We start from the raw sequence: 20,087 nt of genomic DNA, 5'->3' as shown, positions 1-20,087 counted from the left end.
AACTTTCATAAGAATCATCAGTAGGGTGGTACCACGGATTTGCATTCGTCCCTTCGGGGAGCGGGTGCTTTTTTTATTGAGAGGAGAAATACAATGTCTAATGAAGTGGATTATGGTAAGACGTTGCACTTGCCTGAAACAGAATTTCCTATGCGCGGTAATTTGCCAAAGCGCGAACCAGAATTTATCAAGTTTTGGGAAGATAATAAAATTTATGAAAAACGCTTAGCTAAAAATAAAGGTAAAAAGTCTTTCATTTTACACGATGGCCCTCCCTATGCGAATGGTAAATTGCACATCGGTCATGCCTTGAACAAAACATTAAAAGACATTGTGATGAAATATAAAACGATGCAAGGCCATTACACACCATATATTCCTGGTTGGGATACACATGGTCTTCCTATCGAGCATGCGGTTATCAAAAACACTGGCTTGAATCGTCATGAAATGAGTCCATTAGACCTTCGCAATCAATGTCGTGAATACGCATTGAACTGTGTAGAAGAACAAAAGAAAGATTTCATCCGTTTTGGTGTACTTGGTGAATGGGACCGTCCGTATTTGACATTGCGCCCTGAATTTGAAGTGAAACAAATCGGCGTGTTCGGTGAAATGGCGAAGCGTGGCTACATCTACAAAGGTTTGAAAACTGTATACTGGTGTACCCATTGTGAAACTGCCTTAGCAGAAGCGGAAATCGAATATGCTGAGAAAAAATCTTTCTCCATCTATGTTAAATTTGCTTACGTAAATGGTGCTGACAGCACATTGCCAGCAGGTTTTGACACTAGCAAATTGTTCTCCGTTATCTGGACAACAACTCCTTGGACAATGCCTGCCAACCAAGCGATTTCTGTGAACCCAGAGTTAGATTACTCTTGGGTGAAAATCGGCGATGAAGCATGGTTATTAGCAAACGGATTAATCGAAACAGCTACCAAAGAAATGGGCGTAGAATCCTATGAAGTGTTGAACACATTCAAAGGTAGCGAATTAGAATTGGCGAACTTTAAACATCCATTTGCAGATCGTAATGCTCCTATCTTGTTGGGTTCTCACGTTACATTAGATGCTGGTACAGGTTGCGTACATACTGCTCCTGCTCATGGTGAAGATGACTTTAATGTAGTGAAAGCTTATAAAGATGCTGGTAAAATCGATTTCGATATCTTATCTTTAGTAGATGCTACTGGTCGTTACATTGCGAAAGTAGATGAACCTCGTTATGGTGATACAGAACAACCACTAGCTGGTGTTGAAATCCATGATGCAGAAGTGCCAGTGATCAAAGTCTTGGCTCACAATGGTGCGTTGGTACAAAAAGGCAATATCCGTCACCAATATGCTCATTGCTGGCGTTGTAAAAATCCTGTTATCTATCGTGCTACAGAACAATGGTTCTCTTCCGTGGATGGCTACCGTCAAGAAGCTTTGAAAGCCATCGACGAACAAGTACAATGGATTCCTAAATGGGGTCATGACCGTATTTATAACATGATTGCAGACCGTGGGGACTGGGTTATCTCTCGTCAACGTGCGTGGGGTGTGCCAATTCCTATCTACTATTGCGACCATTGCGGAGAGCACATCATCAATGATGATACGATCTCTTCTTTGCAAGAATGGTTTGCCAAAGAAGGCTCCAACGCTTGGTGGGCTCATGAAGCGAAAGAATTATTGCCAGCAGGATTCACATGTCCATCTTGCGGACATGATTCTTTCCACAAAGAAACAGATATCATGGACGTATGGTTCGACAGCGGTAGCTCTTGGTCTGGCGTATTGGAACAAAACGAAATGGATGTACCTTGCGCTATGTACTTAGAAGGTTCCGACCAACATCGTGGTTGGTTCAACTCTTCCTTGTTAACAGGTATCGCTACACGTGGTCATGCACCATATAATGCTGTATTGACTCACGGTTTCGTAGTGGACGGGGAAGGTCGTAAAATGTCTAAATCTGTAGGCAATACAGTAGCTCCTTCCGACATCATTGATGTACACGGTGCTGACGTAATGCGTTTATGGGTATCCTCTGCAGACTACCAAGCAGATGTGCGTTTGTCCAAAGACATCGTAAAACAATTGGCGGAAGTATATCGTAAAATCCGTAACACATTCCGTTTCTTGTTGGGTAACTTAGACAACTTTAACCCTAACACAGATAAAGTAGCTTACAAAGATTTAACAGAATTAGATCGTTGGGCGTTACATCGTTTAGAAGAAGTTCGTCAAAAAGTAACGAATGCTTATGAAAACTATGAATTCCACATTTTGTATCATACGATCCATAACTTCTGTACCGTTGATTTATCTTCCTTCTACTTAGACGTGTTGAAAGATACTATGTACGCAGAGAAAGAAAACAACGTAGCTCGTCGTAGTGCGCAAACTGCAATCTACGAAATCTTGACAACATTAGTGAAAATGGTCTCCCCAGTTCTTTCTTTCACAGCCGAAGAAGTATGGCAATACATGCCAAAAGAAGAGGGTATGGAAGAAAGCGTGATGTTAGCAGATTGGCCACAAGGTCATGCAGACCATGTGGACGAGGAATTGTCCGCTCGCTGGGCGACGATGCTAGACCTTCGTAGCGAAATGACAAAAGCTTTAGAAGGGGCTCGCCGTGATAAAGCTATTGGTCACTCCTTGGATGCATCCATCACTGTGTATGCAGATGACGACGCGTACCAAGCATTGACTGGATTTGGCAGTTCCCTAGCTAGCTTGTTGATCGTGTCTGAAGCGCATGTAGTGGAAGGCCGTAACAATGCACCAGCCAACGCAGTGACAGTAGAAGACGGAGCATTATCCATCGTGGTAACTCCTTCTGAGTTAGAAAAATGCGAACGTTGCTGGATTCACCGCGACACAGTTGGTCAAGATGGGGATCATCCAACATTATGTGCTCGTTGTGCTGACGTAGTCAAAGGATAATGACAATAGCATAAGTAGTCAAAGGTTCAAGTACTATCAATTTAGGTAAGGCAAGGGAGTGTATCATTTCCTTGCCTACTTTCTAACAAAGGAGATGCCCTATGAACGTATTGATTGTGATAGACATGCAACATGATTTTATTGATGGAACATTAGGTTCACCGCAGGCACAGGCCATTGTACCGACGGTACGTGAAAAAATTCGCAACTTTACTGGTCCCATTGTGTTCACTCGTGATACCCATGATGGGGGTTATCTTGAAAGCCAAGAGGGTAAACATTTGCCAGTGGAACATTGTGCCCGTGGCACCAAAGGTTGGGAGATTGTAGATGACCTGTTGGAAGTGGCTCGTGAACGAGGTCAACGGGTGGATGTACTAGATAAACCTAACTTTGGGTCCTTAGATTTGTTGGCTCATCTTAAAGGAATGCACGAAGAGGAACCTATCGAATCCTTAACTTTGATTGGTTTATGTACGGATATTTGCGTGGTTTCCAATGCTTTGATTCTAAAAGCAGGATTGCCAGAAGTTCCTCTTCATGTGGATCCGAAATGTTGCGCAGGGGTGACCCAAGAATCCCATGAGGCGGCACTGTTGACGATGAAGATGTGCCAATGCATTGTGGAAGAATAATATATATGCTAGCATAACGGAGCAGAATACAATAGATAGAGGAATGCTGATGAGTCGGCATTCCTCTTTTGTATGTATGCATAATAGGTCTAGGTAGGTAGTATTTGAGTGTGCTCCACATCTTGACAGTTGTACATGTGATATATGATAATAAAAACATAGTAAAAAATATATATACATAATAAAAGTATTTATTTTATCTGAAATAGTGTTATATGTAATAATAGGCGAGCAAGGAGAAGAAGCATGAGAAAACGCAGTATGATGACAATGGGGGCGCTATTAGCAGCGTATGCCCTGACGACGAGTGTGAGTTATGGGGCACTACAAAACCAAACAAATTATACCGCTGAGGAAACAGTAGCTGGGGGAACAGATACGTTCATTAAAGATGGCGTAGGAGTAGTAGGTGGTAATCTAACAATTACTGGGTCAGAAAACATAGACCTTACTATGGATAATAAATCTGATGAGAGTTTAGGTATCAATGTGATCAACGGAAAATTAACGGCCAATGACCTTGCGATTACTGTTAAGCCAGGGGACGACGCTGTTAACAATCGCCCTAAAGGTATGATTGTACGTGGTAGCTCCACGGCGGATATTAAAAATTTGAACGTAACCGTGACGAAGTCCAACCGTAATCCAAATACAGGTAATAGTCCAGATAGTGACGCTGCCTATGGTGTGGCAGTAGGCTATAATTGGAAAGGTGAAGGGGATAAAACTGACTTCACAGTGAACAATGCCACCATTAAGGTGAATAATACGGCAGATACTGTAAAAGGTCATTATACGAATGGGTTAAGTATAGAACGTAGAATTTTTTTCATGAATGTAAAAGCACAAGGTGATTTCCTCAATGGATATCAGATGTCTGGTATTAAAATCTATCGTTCTAATGGGGCTGTCCCTAAATTTCACGCCACAGGTGATGTGAATGTGACGGTAGATGATGTAAGTGCAGATAAAGTAGCGGATTACAATGTAGGCCTTTACATTTCTGGTGATGATGCATCTGCTGTATTTGATGGTAATACTAATATTAAGGTAACAGCAACAGGTATTAACTCTGCTGGGATTAAAATCGGTAAACCAAAAGATTCTGGTACAGTAGGAAATGCTACTGTCACAGTGAATGGTAAGCTAGATTTGGATACTACTGGCGTTGATGGCACCTATTTGTTTAAAACTGATGCAGAAGAAAAACTACATCGAGGATCTGGGGCAGTCCGTCTATTTGAAAAAGGATCCAAGCTGCTCGTAACTGGTCAAAATACAAAAGAAGCATCGACTATTAAAGCTAGTACGAATGGTGTAGTATTTGATACCATTGATTATGAAAATTTAGCTAATGTGAATGTGACAATCCTTGGTGATAATAAGGAAATGTTAACTCGTGGTGCAGACAATGAAAATGGTGTAGTCAACCTAACCAACACAAAAGTGAGCACTACTAGTGAAGTAGATGATTTAATCTTAGCCAATGCTCGTCATAAGGCAGAAGGTGAAGTGTATGCTCTTGCGAAAAGTGCAGAAGGATTTGGCGTGCGTGGTGTTCGTGGTAGAATTGAAGGATTCTTCCAAACAGGGGCGTTCAACGTCAAAAATGCCAAATTCAACCTAACTGGCGAATTATCTGAAGCCACAGCAGCGAAAAAAGGTTGGGCTATTCGCGCTAAATCTGAAAATGCTGAGGCCACTGTAGAAACAGACCGAGCTACGTCTGAATTAACAGCAACGATTGCAGATAAAGCTGTCCTTACAGGTTTAATCCATGCCGATAAAGAATCTACGTTACATATGACAGTCGATAAAGAAGCGGCTTGGAAATTAGCGAAGAAAGAAGATTTGACAGGGGCGCAAGAGTCTACAGCTACTACAGTGACATTGTCTAATGGTGGTATTCTTGATGCGGGTACGAACTTAACAGATGATGCGAAAGCAGAATATACAGTGACAACAGTACAAAAAGATGGTACTACTGTATCTGACTTCAAAAATGAAGGCGGTATTATTACCACAGTTAACAAATCCTATGAAGATGTATTGACATTGAATGGTAACTACACAGGTAAAGATGGCTTTATCAAAATGAATACGAAGTGGGATTCTCCTGGTGATGAAGAAGGGGCTAACTCCGTATCCGATTTAGTGCATATTACAGGCACTGCGAAAGGATCTACCACAGTAGTACCTGTGGCAGCAGATGGCACAGAAGCTGTGATCGATGGGTCTATTGGTTCCATTGCAGCAGACTTAACGAAAAATACAGTACCAGTGGTTCGTGCTGATGTAGAATCCAGCGAAGAAGGGGCTTTCACAGGGGTGGCTAAAACAACTGGCGCAGGTGAATTGAAACTGGCGCATCGTGTGAAAGACGGCAAACATGAGTGGTTCTGGACATTGATGGGCTTGAATAAAACGCCTAATTTAGATAAACGTACGCCTGGTTATGTACAAATGCCAGATGTAAACTCTCGTATGATGGGTCAAATTTTGCGCACCTTGCATGAACGTCGTAGTGAAAACCCACGTGTATTACATGAACAACGTCATATGGAATCCTATCCAATGAGCCGTGTTATGTATGCCCATCATGAAGAGGGTGATGATCATCCATTCTGGGCAAAAGTATTGAAAGATTATGGCCGCCATATTGATGATCGTTTTGGCTACACATTGCATACGCATGGTATTCAATTGGGCCGTGATTGGAATGTGAAAACGAAAGAAGACGGCTCCACAAGTGTGAATAGTGGATATGTAGCCTACCAACAAGGTGGCGTGAACTTCCAAGATAATTTCAATACAGATGACCAAGGTAAACAAGTGACAAACTTGCAAACAGGCGTTGGCAAAGTTCGCAATCTTTCCCTAGGTCTTACACGGACAAAATATAACAAACACGAAGAGTACATGGATGTAGTAGGTCAATTCAGCTGGCTCCGCAACACCTATGAAGCGGTAGGCCATGACAGAGAAACACAATCTGGTTGGGGCTTTGCTGGTTCCATTGAATTCGGTCATCCGTACATCAATCGTGAAAACGACCGCCGACGTATCATCATTGAGCCACAAGCACAATTGGTGTACAGCTATGTGAACCTTCATGGTATTCATGGTACTGATAAAGAAGTATCTCATGGCGGACATTCCAATTTGGTAGGTCGCTTAGGACTTCGTTTCTCCCGTGATAACTACAATAAGGAAGGTGTGGCTACACGCACAGTCTATGGCGTAGCTAATGTGTGGAGAACATTCACAAAAGGCAATGAGGTTCATATTGGCCAAGATGCATTCCGTGGAACGTATGGCAGTACAATTGGTGAACTAGGCTTAGGTTTACAATGGCGTAAAAACGACCGCGTGTATATTTACGGTGATGTACGCTTTGAAAGAAACTTAGGTGGCGCATACTACAAAGGGTATCGCGGTAATGTAAGTGTGAAATATATTTGGTAATCTATGGTATAGGCGAATAGCAAGCCTCGTAGTATACTAAGACTAGGAGGCTTGCCTATGTACTTTCATATTAAAGACACCTGCGTGTGTTGCGCAGGGTGTGCTATGGATTGCCCAACACAGGCTATTACACGCAAAGGTGATCGCTATGTTATCCATCAGGATGCGTGCATTCACTGTGGTGATTGTTATGCCATATGCCCAGTGGGCGCCGTGCAGATGGTAAAAGAAAAGGACTTGGATACGAACGAATAATGCGTTTGTGTGCCAAGTCCTTCTTTGTATACCTATGTATATGGCCATGTATTAGGGAAGTACTGGTTATCTGAATGTATAACAGAGCATCTCTAACATATATTTTTAAGAGATTGTGTCACAAATGTTTGACTACTGTAGATATATGAGAGACTTTCAGTATAATAGTTCTTGACAAATAGATAGAAGAAGATTATAATATTTAATTGCAAAAAAGTAACTATAACATTGAATTGATGAAGGAATATATCCAAGGTTGTGCTGAAATGAGGAAAGCAAGGTTCACAAGAAAAAATTACGAGCCTTGCTTATTTTGTCATTGGTCAGCAGGAAAACTGAGACCTGGAATCGTCTGCAGTCATACCGTTATAGAATATGTAAGCCAATTTTTATGAGGGGTGAAAAGAACATGTTCAAACCTGAGCAGGTGGGTAAGCGTACTCGATATACCTACGCTAAGATCAACGAAGTTCTCGAAATGCCACATTTGTTAGACGTGCAACGCAAGTCTTATGAGTGGTTTTTAGAGAGCGGTTTACAAGATATTTTTAACGATATTTCTCCGATTAAAGACAATTCGGGAAAGCTAGCTCTTTCCTTTGAGGGATTCAGCCTTGGAGAGCCGAAGTACGACATTAATGAATGCAAAAACCGTGATGCAACTTATGCAGCACCTTTGCGTGTCAATGTTCGTCTCGTTAACAATGATCCAGAAAATCCAGATATTAAAGAACAAGAAGTATTCATGGGCGACTTCCCGTTGATGACAGATACAGGAACTTTCATCATCAATGGTGCGGAACGTGTTATCGTATCCCAATTGGTTCGTTCTCCAGGCGTATACTATGGTGGCAGCATCGATACAATGGGTAACCGTTTGTATGATTCTACAGTGATTCCAAACCGTGGTGCTTGGATTGAGTTAGAAAAAGATGCGAATGACATCGTGTCTGTACGTATTGACCGTAACCGTAAGTTGCCAGCTACTGTATTAGTACGTGCATTGGGTTGGGAATCTAACGAATCCATCTTGGAATTATTCTGGAATGGACAAGTGGACGAAAACGGTCATCCAGAATACGACGAACGTTTACTTCGTACATTAGAAAAAGACAGCACACAATCTGCTGATGAAGCATTAGTAGAAATCTACAAAAAACTTCGTCCAGGCGAACCACCAACTGTGGAAAGTGCTCGTAACTTATTCGATAACTTATTCTTTGACGCTCGTCGCTATGATTTAGCGCGTGTGGGTCGTTATAAATTAAATAAAAAATTAGGTTGGCGTCAACGCTTGTTCGGTCAAACATTGGCGGAACCAATCGTAGACGAAAATGGGGAAATCATCGTAGATGCTGGTACATACGTGAACGAAGATGTTCTTGATGTAGTAGCCAATAGCGGTGTGTACAGTGGCGATGTAGTGCCTGAGTTCTTCGTAGTGAATACAGAAGGTACTGTAGTAAAAGTAATCTGTAACAACAGCAACTTGCCATTCAGCCATCGTACAGTGACTCGTGAAGATATGATTGCCAACGTAAGTTACATGATGAATTTAATCGAAGGCATTGGACAAACTGACGATATCGACCATTTGGGCAACCGTCGTCTTCGTTGCGTAGGCGAATTGTTACAAAATCAATTCCGTATCGGTTTAACTCGTATGGAACGTGTGGTAAAAGAACGTATGACAATCCAAGACGTATCTGTGATTACTCCACAAGCTTTATTGAATATCCGTCCAGTTGTGGCAGCCATCAAAGAATTCTTTGGTTCTTCTCAGTTGTCCCAGTTCATGGACCAAACTAACCCATTGGGCGAATTGACACATAAACGTCGTCTATCTGCGTTAGGACCTGGTGGTTTGTCTCGTGAGCGCGCAGGCTTCGAAGTTCGTGACGTGCATCACTCCCACTATGGCCGTATGTGTCCAATCGAAACTCCAGAGGGTCCAAACATCGGTTTGATTAACTCCTTGTCCAACTATGCGAAAGTGAACGAATTTGGTTTCATTGAAGCACCGTACCGTAAAATTGAAAAAGTATATGGTACTGGTGATGAAGCTAATAAAGTTATAAAAGTTCGCGTTACAGACCAAGTTGTATACATGACAGCTGATGAAGAAGAAGGCATGACAATTGCCCAAGCGAACTCTCGCATTGATGAAGAAGGTTACTTCGTGTCTGAACATATCGCATGTCGTCGTGGTCATGACGTATTAGAAGTATCTCCAGATAAAGTAGACTATATGGATGTAAGTCCAAAAGAAGTAGTATCTATCGGTACTGCTATGATTCCATTCTTAGAAAATGACGATGCGAACCGTGCCTTGATGGGTGCGAACATGCAGCGTCAAGCAGTGCCTTTACTTCGTGCGCAAGCACCGCTAGTAGGTACAGGTATGGAATACAAAGCGGCGACAGACTCCGGCGTTTGCGTATTAGCAAAAGAAGCTGGTATTGTTACACGTTGTTGGGGCCATGAAATCCATGTACAACGTGACAATGGTCGTGTAGACGTATATAAATTGAATAAATTCATGCGTTCTAACCAATCTACATGCTTTAACCAAAAACCAATTGTATACCGTGGTCAATCCGTTGTAAAAGGTCAAGTATTGGCAGATGGTCCAGCTACAGATGGTGGCGAATTGGCATTAGGTTTCAACGTGTTGGTTGCCTTCATGCCTTGGGAAGGTTACAACTACGAGGATGCGATCTTATTAAGTGAAGAACTTTGTAAAGAAGATATCTACACATCCATCCATATTGAAGAATACGAATGTGATGCTCGTGACACGAAACTAGGTGCCGAAGAAATTACTCGTGAATTGCCAAATACTGGCGATGATAACCTTAAAAACTTGGATGAAGAAGGCATTATCTGCATCGGTGCAGAAGTAAAACCAGGTGACATCTTAGTTGGTAAAGTAACTCCTAAAGGGGAAACTGAATTAACTCCAGAAGAACGCTTATTGCGTGCTATCTTTGGCGATAAAGAACGTGAAGTTCGCGATACTTCCTTGCGTGTGCCACATGGTGAAGCAGGTAAAATTGTGGACGTTAAAATCTTTACTCGTGAAAATGGCGACGAATTGCAACCAGGCGTAAATAAAGTGGTTCGTGTGTATATTGCGCAAAAACGTAAAATCCACGAAGGCGATAAAATGGCGGGCCGTCACGGTAACAAAGGTGTCGTTTCTCGCGTTATGCGCCAAGAAGATATGCCATTCTTGCCAGATGGTACACCAGTACAAATCGTATTGAACCCATTAGGCGTACCGTCTCGTATGAACATTGGACAGGTATTGGAAACTCATTTAGGTTGGGCTGTACAAGGCTTAGGTATGCAAATTAAAGCAACAGACTTAAAAATCAAAGAAGTCTTGAACGAAGCAAAACTTAATGGTGCATATTGGGATGAAATCGATGGTATTAAAGATATCTATGCTGAAATTGAAAGCTTAGAACAAGCCATCGCAGATCCTACGATCAATAACTACTTGGAAACAGATAAACAAATCGACAGCCAAAAAGTAGTAGCCTTAGATAAAATTCTTAACCGTAGCCGAGAAAAATTTGAAGAATTGGGCGGACAAACACGCTATGACTTCTTATTAGCAGAAGAAAAACGTATCTATGAATTAGGTATTGAAACATTTGATGATGTAGACGCAGAACGTCCAGAAATGGAAGAAGCATTAGCAGAAGAGTTGCACGCACTTCGTCGAGTGGTTACTGTGATCGAAACGATTCACCATGTTCGAGAAAAACGCAGTCACTTACGAGCTGAGTTGGAAAAATATGGTTATGACTATGACACATATGGTATGCCAAAACCTGACGTGGCTGGTATTCATATTGCAACACCGGTATTTGACGGAGCTCATGAAAGTGACGTATTCGATACATTGCGTATTGCTGGTCGTGATGATGATGGTAAAACTATATTATACGATGGCCGTACAGGCGAAAAAATGGATAACAAAGTTACCGTTGGTTACGTATACATGTTAAAACTTCACCATCTAGTAGATGATAAAATCCATGCTCGTTCTACAGGTCCGTACTCCCTTGTTACGCAACAACCATTGGGTGGTAAAGCTCAATTCGGTGGACAACGTTTCGGTGAGATGGAAGTGTGGGCTCTTGAAGCGTATGGCGCAGCCTATACATTACAAGAGTTGTTAACTGTGAAATCTGACGATGTTGTGGGCCGTGTAAAAGCTTACGAAAAAATCGTTAAAGGTGAAAATATTCCTGAACCAGGCGTACCTGAATCTTTCAAAGTATTATTGAAAGAGTTACAAAGTATCGGTCTTGACGTAAAAATCTTGAACGAAGATCAAGAAGAAGTTGTCATCAAAGAGTTAGATGAAGATGATGCACCACGTCATGATGATATTCGTGAAGTGATGGAAGAAGGTACAACAGAAGCGACTGCGGAAGGAGAAAGTTCCACAGTAGAAGGAACACCTGACGGATATATTGTAGAAGAAGAACCTGTGACAGCAGGTGAAGAAGACGATATCATCAGCCAAATCAGCGGCTATGTAGAATCTTCTGATAATGAGTAAGTACCACTATCTCGTAAAGGAGGGAGCATACAGTGCTAGACGTAAATGAATTTGATTCCATGCGAATCGGTTTAGCTTCGCCACAACAAATTTTGGAGTGGTCTCATGGAGAAGTTAAAAAACCTGAAACAATTAACTACCGCACCTTAAAACCAGAGCGAGATGGTTTATTCTGTGAGCGCATTTTCGGACCAACAAAGGACTGGGAATGTCATTGTGGAAAATATAAACGCATCCGTTATAAAGGTGTTGTCTGTGATAAATGTGGTGTAGAAGTCACTCGTGCTAAAGTACGTCGTGAACGTATGGGTCATATTGAATTGGCTACACCAGTGTCTCATATTTGGTATTTCAAGGGCATCCCATCTCGTATGGGATTGATCCTTGACATATCCCCTCGTTCCTTGGAACGTGTATTGTACTTTGCTGCGTATATCGTAGTGGATCCAGGTCAATCTCCATTGTCTAAACAACAATTGTTGTTTGAAACTGAGTTCCGTGAATACGAAGCGATGTTTAATGATGCTGATTACAAAATCGCTGGTAAAAGTGTCATCATTGAAACCATTGCACAACGTCGTGAGCGTTTGCAATTGATCAATTCTGCTAAGCACAAAGAAGCTGTCAATGCAGAGTTGGCAGCGAACACTGAAATTCCAGAAGAAGAAAAAGAATACGAAGTATTAACTCGGGAAGAAAAATTAGAGCTTGGTGCCTTGGAAGAGAACACATTCGTGTGTATCGACATGGGTGCAGAAGCGATTAAAGAATTACTTTGCGAATTAGACTTAGAAGCATTGAACGATGAATTGCGTGCTGAGTTGGAAACTGCTACAGGTCAACGTAAAGTACGTGCCGTTCGCCGTTTAGAAGTAGTAGAAGCATTCCGTCAATCTGGTAATCGCCCAGAATGGATGATTATGGATGTAGTACCAGTTATCCCACCTGAATTGCGTCCAATGGTGCAATTAGATGGTGGTCGATTTGCCACGTCTGACTTGAATGACTTATACCGTCGTGTTATCAACCGTAATAACCGTTTAAAACGTTTGTTGGATTTAGGCGCTCCTGACATTATCGTGCGCAACGAAAAACGTATGCTACAAGAAGCTGTAGATGCGTTGATCGACAATGGTCGTCGTGGCCGTCCTGTAACGGGTCCAGGCAACCGTCCATTGAAATCCTTGTCTGACATGTTAAAAGGTAAACAAGGTCGTTTCCGTCAAAACTTGTTGGGTAAACGTGTTGACTATTCCGGCCGTTCCGTTATCGTAGTTGGCCCAGAATTGAAAATGCATCAATGTGGTCTTCCAAAAGAGATGGCATTGGAATTGTTCAAACCATTCGTGATGAAACGCTTGGTAGAACGTGGACAAGCAAGCAATATTAAAGCAGCAAAACGTCAAGTAGAACGTATCGGTGCTGGTGTTTGGGAAGCTTTAGAAGAAGTTATCAAAGAACATCCAGTATTATTAAACCGTGCCCCTACGTTGCATAGATTAGGTATCCAAGCCTTCGAACCAATCCTTTGGGAAGGCCGTGCTATCAAATTGCATCCATTAGTATGTACAGCCTTCAACGCCGACTTTGACGGTGACCAAATGGCATGTCACTTACCATTGTCAGTAGAAGCACAATCGGAAGCACGTACCTTGATGCTTTCATCCCATAATATCTTATCCACCAAAGATGGCAAGCCAGTAGCGGTTCCATCTCAGGATATGATCTTGGGTACGTACTACTTAACAGTAGTTCGTAAAGGCACTGAAGATACAGCAAAACGCTTTGCGAACTATGACGAAGTAATGTTGGCCTATGAAGCTGGAGTCATCGGATTGCAAGACGTTATCTACATTCGTATCGAAGGATATGGTCTAGTGAAAACAACAGCAGGTCGTTTGATTTTCAACGAAGCTTTATATCCAGAAATCCGTCAATTTGTGAAAGAAGAAGACGGCACATGGTCCTTGGGTAAAGTCATGGATAAGAAAATGGTTGGTAAATTAGTCGACCAATGTTTCCAAGCGTTCGGCAACGAAAAAACAGCAGAATTGCTTGACCGTATTAAATCCTTGGGTTACTCCTTCGCTCGTCGTGCTGGTATGACGATTGCTATTGCGGATATCAAAGTACCAGAAGTAAAAGCTGGTATCGTAGAAGAAGCAGATACAGAAGTTAATAAAGTATCCCGTCTATATCGTCGTGGCTTAATTACAGAAGAAGAACGTTACCGTAAAACGATCGATCTTTGGAATGAAGCAATCGATAATGTAACAGAAGCCATGATGGATAATATGGCGGCTGACCAAGACGGTTTCAACCCAGTATATATGATGGCGATTTCCGGTGCTCGTGGTAACAAACAACAGATCCGTCAGTTGGCGGGTATGCGTGGTTTGATGGCGGATCCATCTGGTCGTATCATCGACTTACCGATCAAAGCGAACTTTAAAGAAGGTTTGACTGTATTGGATTACTTTACGTCCTCTCATGGTGCTCGTAAAGGTTTGGCCGATACAGCCCTTCGTACAGCTGACTCCGGTTACTTAACACGTCGTCTTGTTGACGTATCCCAAGACGTAATTGTTCGTGAAGAAGACTGCGACGTAGTAGGTATTGACTTGGCTCGTGAAAGAGCTCGCTTAGCGCGCAATACAAAAGATGCGTTGACATACTTGAAAGATGATTTAATCGGTCGTGTATTAGATCGTGATGTAGTGGATCCTATGACTGGTGAAGTGATTGCTGACGCTGAAAGCATCGTAACAGAAGCAACCATCGAAGCGTTGGCAGAATCTCAAGTGAAATCTATCGCATTGCGTGGCGCACAATTGGGTAGCGATAGTGATATCAACCATACTAACATTGTTCAAACTATTGCATTAGGTGAAGTGGACGATACGATTCGTACCACATTACGCAACACAATGGTTGAAAATATGTTGGGTAAAGATACTGTGTATCCTGTTATCGATAGTGAAGGTGTAGAAATCTTTCCTGCGCATACAGCATTGACAGAAGAAGGTATCGAAGCTATCTTGAACTCCGATGTAAAAGAAGTTCAAGTTCGCAATAATGAAATTCATGGCATTGAAGTAGAAGCTATCGTGGAAGGTACTGGCGTTATCGAACCATTGAAAGATCGTATCGTGGGCCGTACAGCAGCAGAAGAATTAATCAATAAAGAAACTGGTGAAGTTATCGTTCCATTGAATGGTGAAATCACTGATGAATTAGCTGATGAAGTAGTAAAACATTACGACACAGTGAAAATCCGTTCTGTATTGACTTGTCGTTCTCCATATGGCGTATGTATGAAATGTTATGGTCGTGACTTAGGTACTGGTGGACAAGTACAAGTTGGTGAAGCAGTAGGTATTATTGCAGCACAATCCATCGGTGAGCCAGGTACACAGTTAACAATGCGTACATTCCACACAGGCGGTGTTGCCGGTGACGATATTACACAAGGTTTGCCTCGTGTCGAAGAATTGTTTGAAGCACGTCGTCCGAAACGTAATGCTATTATTGCAGAAGTAGAAGGTACTGTACGTGTCGTTCCTAACGATAATAAAAAAGGTACCAATACAATCTTCATTACTACAGCTGAGGGTGAAGAGTTTGATTACTTAATCCCTTACGGATCGCGTATCATCGTAAAAGATGGAGATGTAGTATCTTTAGGTGCACGTTTAACAGAAGGTTCCATTAACCCTCATGACATTATGCGTGTTATGGGTACAGAAGCAACGCAACGTTACCTAGTATATGAAGTACAAAAAGTATACAAATCTCAAGGTGTAGAAATTAACGATAAACACATCGAGGTTATCGTTCGACAAATGTTACATAAAGTAAAAATTGAGGATGCTGGGGATGCAGATGTATTACCAGGAGATTCTATCGATGTGAATACATTTGAAGATGAAAACCGTCGTTTACGCTTAAATGGTAAACAAGAAGCCACTGGCGTACGTACACTATTGGGTATTACTAAAGCAGCTTTGGCAACAGACAGCTTCTTGTCAGCAGCTTCCTTCCAAGAAACAACACGTGTTCTTACAGAAGCAGCGATCAAGGGTAAAATTGATCCATTACTTGGCTTAAAAGAAAATGTTATCATTGGTAAATTGATACCAGCTGGTACAGGTATGAGCCGTTATCGCAAGATTAAAGTAGTGAAACAAAATCCGCAACTAGAAGATCTAGTAGTAGATACAGAAGTAGTAAGTGCTGGTGAAGCATCTCAAGAAGTAGTATCTGAAACAAACGAATAGTCAATACTTCAAGAGACGTAGATTCTTAGATATCTAGTTCTATACAAGTGAAAGGTAATACCTTCCTTGTATAGAGATGATATCTTAGATACAATGATAGCGAATAACCTACAAAAGTATGGTTATTCGCTATTTTTGTATTCCCTAAAAAGACAAATAATGTAGTCAACCTAAAAAATAAAAAACAAGTATATCAATTTTGCATAGCTAGAATTAATTAAAGAAAAGAAAATGAATGTATATACATAAAAATAATAAATTTTGTATAAAATAGATATTATTTATGCAAAAAATAAAATATATGAACCACACGGAAGCATGTACATATAAAATGGCTTGATACAGCACTTTTAGGGACATAAAATCGTTTGACATGACCTATAAAGGGTGGTAAACTATTAGAGTGCCTAAGGGACAGTGTGCCCTAAAGCGAGTAACGAATGAGAAGGAGACGCATATGACAATCGATATGCTTTCAAATGCAAATCTCACAATAGGAGCGAAACAAACGCGAAAAGCCGTGAGTCGTGATGAAGTAGAGTGTGTATTTGTAGGTCTTGATAGCGATGACCGACTTATCTTGCCGATTCTGGAAATTTGTTTAGAGCACAACGTGCCTGTGAACCGAGATCATACGATGGAGGAACTAGGGCAGGCTGCTCACATTAAGGTAGGAGCCGCTGCAATCGGCGTGCTTCGCTAGTTTTGGTAATATCCGAGCGACATATTGTTGAGCGGATCAATTATAAATCTAATTGTTTGGAAAGGAGGTGCCCACATGCCAACTATTAACCAGTTAGTACGTAAAGGCCGTAAAACTTTAGTGCGTAAATCTGACTCTCCAGCTTTGAAAGAGTGTCCACAAAAACGTGGTGTATGTACTCGTGTATACACAGCTACGCCTAAAAAACCGAACTCCGCGCTTCGTAAAGTTGCCCGTGTTCGTTTGACAAACGGTATTGAAGTAACTGCATACATCCCAGGCATTGGTCACAATTTACAAGAACACAGCGTTGTACTTATCAGAGGTGGACGTGTTAAGGACCTTCCGGGTGTGCGTTATCACATCGTTCGTGGTGCATTGGATACAGCTGGCGTACAAAACCGTATGCAAAGCCGCTCCAAATACGGCGCGAAACGTGCTAAAAAATAATTTAGCATAAGATTAGAAAACACACATCGTTAAAGGAGGAATTGACATGCCAAGAAAAGGCCCTGTTGTGAAACGCGATGTACTACCAGATCCGGTATACAATAGCAAATTAGTAACACGTTTCATTAACAAAGTAATGTACGATGGCAAAAAAGGCATTGCTGAATCCATCGTATATGATGCATTTGAAATTATTCGTTCCAAAATGGGTCAAGACCCAATGGAAGTTTTTGATCAGGCTTTAAAAAATGTAATGCCTGTATTAGAAGTACGTGCTCGCCGTATCGGTGGTGCTAACTACCAAGTGCCGGTTGAAGTTCGTGCTGATCGCCGTTTATCTCTAGGTATTCGCTGGATGGTAAACTATGCTCGTCTTCGTGGTGAACGCACTATGAAAGAACGTTTAGCAGGCGAATTAATGGACGCGTTCAATAACACTGGCGCAGCTATTAAGAAAAAAGAAGATACTCATAAAATGGCAGAAGCTAATAAAGCATTTGCTCATTACAAATGGTAATTAGTTAAGGAGATATACAAGTGGCAAGAGAAGTTTCTTTAGAGAAAACTCGTAATATCGGTATCATGGCTCACATCGATGCTGGTAAAACAACCACAACGGAACGTATCCTTTACTATACTGGTCGAGTTCACAAAATCGGTGAGGTACATGAAGGTGCTGCTACGATGGACTGGATGGAGCAGGAGCAAGAACGTGGTATCACTATCACGTCCGCTGCGACTACTACCCAATGGAAAGGTCATCGCATCAACATTATCGATACTCCTGGTCACGTAGACTTTACAGTAGAAGTAGAGCGTTCCCTTCGTGTACTAGACGGTTCCGTAGCTGTATTCAGTGCTAAAGGTGGCGTTGAGCCTCAATCTGAAACAGTATGGCGTCAAGCGGATAAATACGGCGTACCTCGTATCGCTTATGTAAATAAAATGGATACAGTAGGTGCTGACTTCTTCCGCGTAGTTGATATGATGAAAACTCGTTTAGGTGCAAATAGCGTTGCTATCCAAGTACCTATCGGTGCAGAAGATACTTTCAAAGGTATCATTGACTTGGTAACTATGAAAGCTGAAATCTACATCAGTGATGACGGAAAAGAATACGAAATCACTGAAATCCCTGAAGAATACGCAGACGTAGCGGCTGAACGCCGTGAAATGTTGGTGGATGCAGTGGCTGAAACTGACGACGAATTGATGGAAAAATACTTAGAAGGCGAAGAAATTTCTGAAGAAGAAATTAAAGCGGCTCTTCGTAAAGCAGTGTGTGAAAACACATTGTTCCCAGTTCTTTGCGGATCTTCCTACAAAAACAAAGGTGTACAAATGTTGCTAGATGCTGTAGTTGACTACATGCCAGCTCCAACAGACGTACCAGCGATCAAAGGTATCGACCCTAGCACTGGTGAAGAGACTACTCGTCCTTCCACAGATGACGGTCCTTTCGCTGCGTTAGCTTTCAAAATCATGGCTGACCCTTATGTTGGTAAATTAGCGTTCTTCCGTGTGTACTCCGGTACATTAGAGTCTGGTTCTTATGTATTCAACTCTACTAAAGGCAAAAAAGAACGTATCGGCCGTATCTTGCAAATGCATGCTAACAGCCGTCAAGAAATCGACCGCGTATACGCTGGTGATATCGCTGCTGCAGTAGGTCTTAAAGATACTACGACTGGTGATACACTTTGCGATGACAAAGCGCAAGTTATTCTTGAATCCATGGAATTCCCAGAACCAGTTATCTCCGTTGCTGTGGAACCAAAAACTAAAGCGGACCAAGAAAAAATGGGTATGGCTTTAGCTCGTTTGGCTGAAGAAGATCCAACTTTCAAAGTTCGTACTGATGAAGAAACTGGCCAAACAATTATTTCTGGTATGGGTGAGCTTCACCTTGACATCATTGTTGACCGTATGAACCGTGAGTTCAAGGTTGAATGTAATGTAGGTAAACCTCAAGTAGCGTACCGCGAAACAATTCGTAAAGCAGTTAAATCTGAAGGTAAATTCGTTCGCCAATCTGGTGGTAAAGGTCAATACGGTCATTGCTGGTTGGAAATCATTCCACAAGAACCAGGTGCTGGTTTCGAATTTGAAAATAAAGTTGTTGGTGGTTCTATTCCTCGTGAATACATTGGACCAGTTGAGAACGGTGTTAAAGAGGCTATGGAATCCGGTGTTATCGCTGGTTATCCAATGGTTGACATCAAAGTTATCGTATTTGACGGTTCCTACCATGATGTTGACTCCTCTGAAATGGCCTTCAAAATTGCAGGCTCCATGGGCTTCAAAGAGGGTGCTCGTAAAGCTGACCCAGCATTACTTGAACCATACATGGCTGTTGAAGTAGAAGTTCCAGAAGAATACATGGGCGATGTAATCGGCGACTTAAACTCCCGTCGTGGCCGCATGGATGGAATGGAAGCTCGCAACGGTTCCCAACATATCAAAGCATATGTTCCATTGAGCGAAATGTTCGGATATGCTACTGACCTTCGTTCCAAAACACAAGGTCGTGGTAACTACTCCATGACATTCGATCATTACGAAGAAGTGCCTAAGAAAATTGCTGAAGAAATTCAAGCTAAGAAAAATGGCTAATCAAAAGTAAATCCTGTGGGGCGCTTAGCCCCATAGGGTTACTATACATAAAGTTTTAATTATCCGGGAGGACAATTCAAAATGGCAAAAGCAAAATTTGAACGTAATAAACCACACGTTAACATTGGTACTATCGGTCACGTTGACCATGGTAAAACTACTTTAACAGCAGC

At 41.8% G+C, this 20,087-nt stretch carries 11 protein-coding genes; all 11 read left to right on the top strand.

The genetic code is table 11. The annotated features are described in order from the left end of the window. Nucleotides 1–105: 105 nt before the first annotated feature. Complete coding sequence (gene ileS / locus EO115_RS05905; protein WP_126938108.1) at nucleotides 106–2,940, top strand: isoleucine--tRNA ligase; 2,835 nt, start codon at nucleotides 106–108, stop codon at nucleotides 2,938–2,940. 101 nt (nucleotides 2,941–3,041) lie between these two features. Then, nucleotides 3,042–3,575, top strand: coding sequence for a cysteine hydrolase family protein (locus EO115_RS05900; RefSeq protein ID WP_126938043.1), 534 nt, complete (start codon nucleotides 3,042–3,044; stop codon nucleotides 3,573–3,575). A 246-nt stretch (nucleotides 3,576–3,821) separates the two neighbouring features. Further along, nucleotides 3,822–7,040 (top strand): autotransporter outer membrane beta-barrel domain-containing protein, encoded by a 3,219-nt coding sequence (locus tag EO115_RS05895; protein WP_126938042.1) that lies wholly within the window; start codon nucleotides 3,822–3,824, stop codon nucleotides 7,038–7,040. A 57-nt stretch (nucleotides 7,041–7,097) separates the two neighbouring features. Beyond that, nucleotides 7,098–7,295, top strand: a complete 198-nt coding sequence (locus EO115_RS05890) for a DUF362 domain-containing protein (protein ID WP_126938041.1) — start codon at nucleotides 7,098–7,100, stop codon at nucleotides 7,293–7,295. A 409-nt stretch (nucleotides 7,296–7,704) separates the two neighbouring features. Continuing rightward, on the top strand, nucleotides 7,705–11,871 hold the full coding sequence (gene rpoB / locus EO115_RS05885; RefSeq protein ID WP_126938040.1) for a DNA-directed RNA polymerase subunit beta: 4,167 nt from the start codon (nucleotides 7,705–7,707) through the stop codon (nucleotides 11,869–11,871). Between the two features lie 32 nt (nucleotides 11,872–11,903). Beyond that, nucleotides 11,904–16,148: a DNA-directed RNA polymerase subunit beta' gene (gene rpoC, locus EO115_RS05880; RefSeq protein WP_126938039.1), complete on the top strand. Its 4,245-nt coding sequence runs from the start codon at nucleotides 11,904–11,906 to the stop codon at nucleotides 16,146–16,148. 457 nt (nucleotides 16,149–16,605) lie between these two features. After that, nucleotides 16,606–16,851, top strand: a complete 246-nt coding sequence (locus EO115_RS05875; protein WP_126938038.1) for a ribosomal L7Ae/L30e/S12e/Gadd45 family protein — start codon at nucleotides 16,606–16,608, stop codon at nucleotides 16,849–16,851. Between the two features lie 75 nt (nucleotides 16,852–16,926). Beyond that, a complete protein-coding gene (gene rpsL / locus EO115_RS05870; protein ID WP_009353904.1) occupies nucleotides 16,927–17,301 on the top strand; it encodes a 30S ribosomal protein S12 in 375 nt (124 codons plus the stop codon). A 46-nt stretch (nucleotides 17,302–17,347) separates the two neighbouring features. Beyond that, nucleotides 17,348–17,818, top strand: a complete 471-nt coding sequence (gene rpsG / locus EO115_RS05865; RefSeq protein ID WP_009353884.1) for a 30S ribosomal protein S7 — start codon at nucleotides 17,348–17,350, stop codon at nucleotides 17,816–17,818. Nucleotides 17,819–17,838: 20 nt separating this feature from the next. After that, entirely contained in the window at nucleotides 17,839–19,914 is a 2,076-nt protein-coding gene (gene fusA, locus EO115_RS05860; protein WP_126938037.1) for an elongation factor G, read from the top strand. 81 nt (nucleotides 19,915–19,995) lie between these two features. Then, nucleotides 19,996–20,087 (top strand): GTP-binding protein (locus EO115_RS05855; RefSeq protein WP_018590913.1); only part of this gene is annotated, 92 nt, incomplete at its 3' end.

Origin of the sequence: Veillonella sp. CHU740, from assembly GCF_003992055.1 — a bacterium.
GTDB lineage: Bacteria > Bacillota > Negativicutes > Veillonellales > Veillonellaceae > F0422.
This window is presented reverse-complemented; position numbering and strand designations above follow the sequence as displayed.

Excerpts from the sequence above, each read along its gene's own strand:
- EO115_RS05890 (WP_126938041.1), top strand. The coding sequence starts at position 7,098 with ATGTACTTTCATATTAAAGACACCTGCGTGTGTTGCGCAGGGTGTGCT.
- rpsG (WP_009353884.1), top strand. The coding sequence starts at position 17,348 with ATGCCAAGAAAAGGCCCTGTTGTGAAACGCGATGTACTACCAGATCCG.
- rpoB (WP_126938040.1), top strand. The coding sequence starts at position 7,705 with ATGTTCAAACCTGAGCAGGTGGGTAAGCGTACTCGATATACCTACGCT.
- EO115_RS05900 (WP_126938043.1), top strand. The coding sequence starts at position 3,042 with ATGAACGTATTGATTGTGATAGACATGCAACATGATTTTATTGATGGA.
- rpsL (WP_009353904.1), top strand. The coding sequence starts at position 16,927 with ATGCCAACTATTAACCAGTTAGTACGTAAAGGCCGTAAAACTTTAGTG.
- EO115_RS05875 (WP_126938038.1), top strand. The coding sequence starts at position 16,606 with ATGACAATCGATATGCTTTCAAATGCAAATCTCACAATAGGAGCGAAA.
- EO115_RS05895 (WP_126938042.1), top strand. The coding sequence starts at position 3,822 with ATGAGAAAACGCAGTATGATGACAATGGGGGCGCTATTAGCAGCGTAT.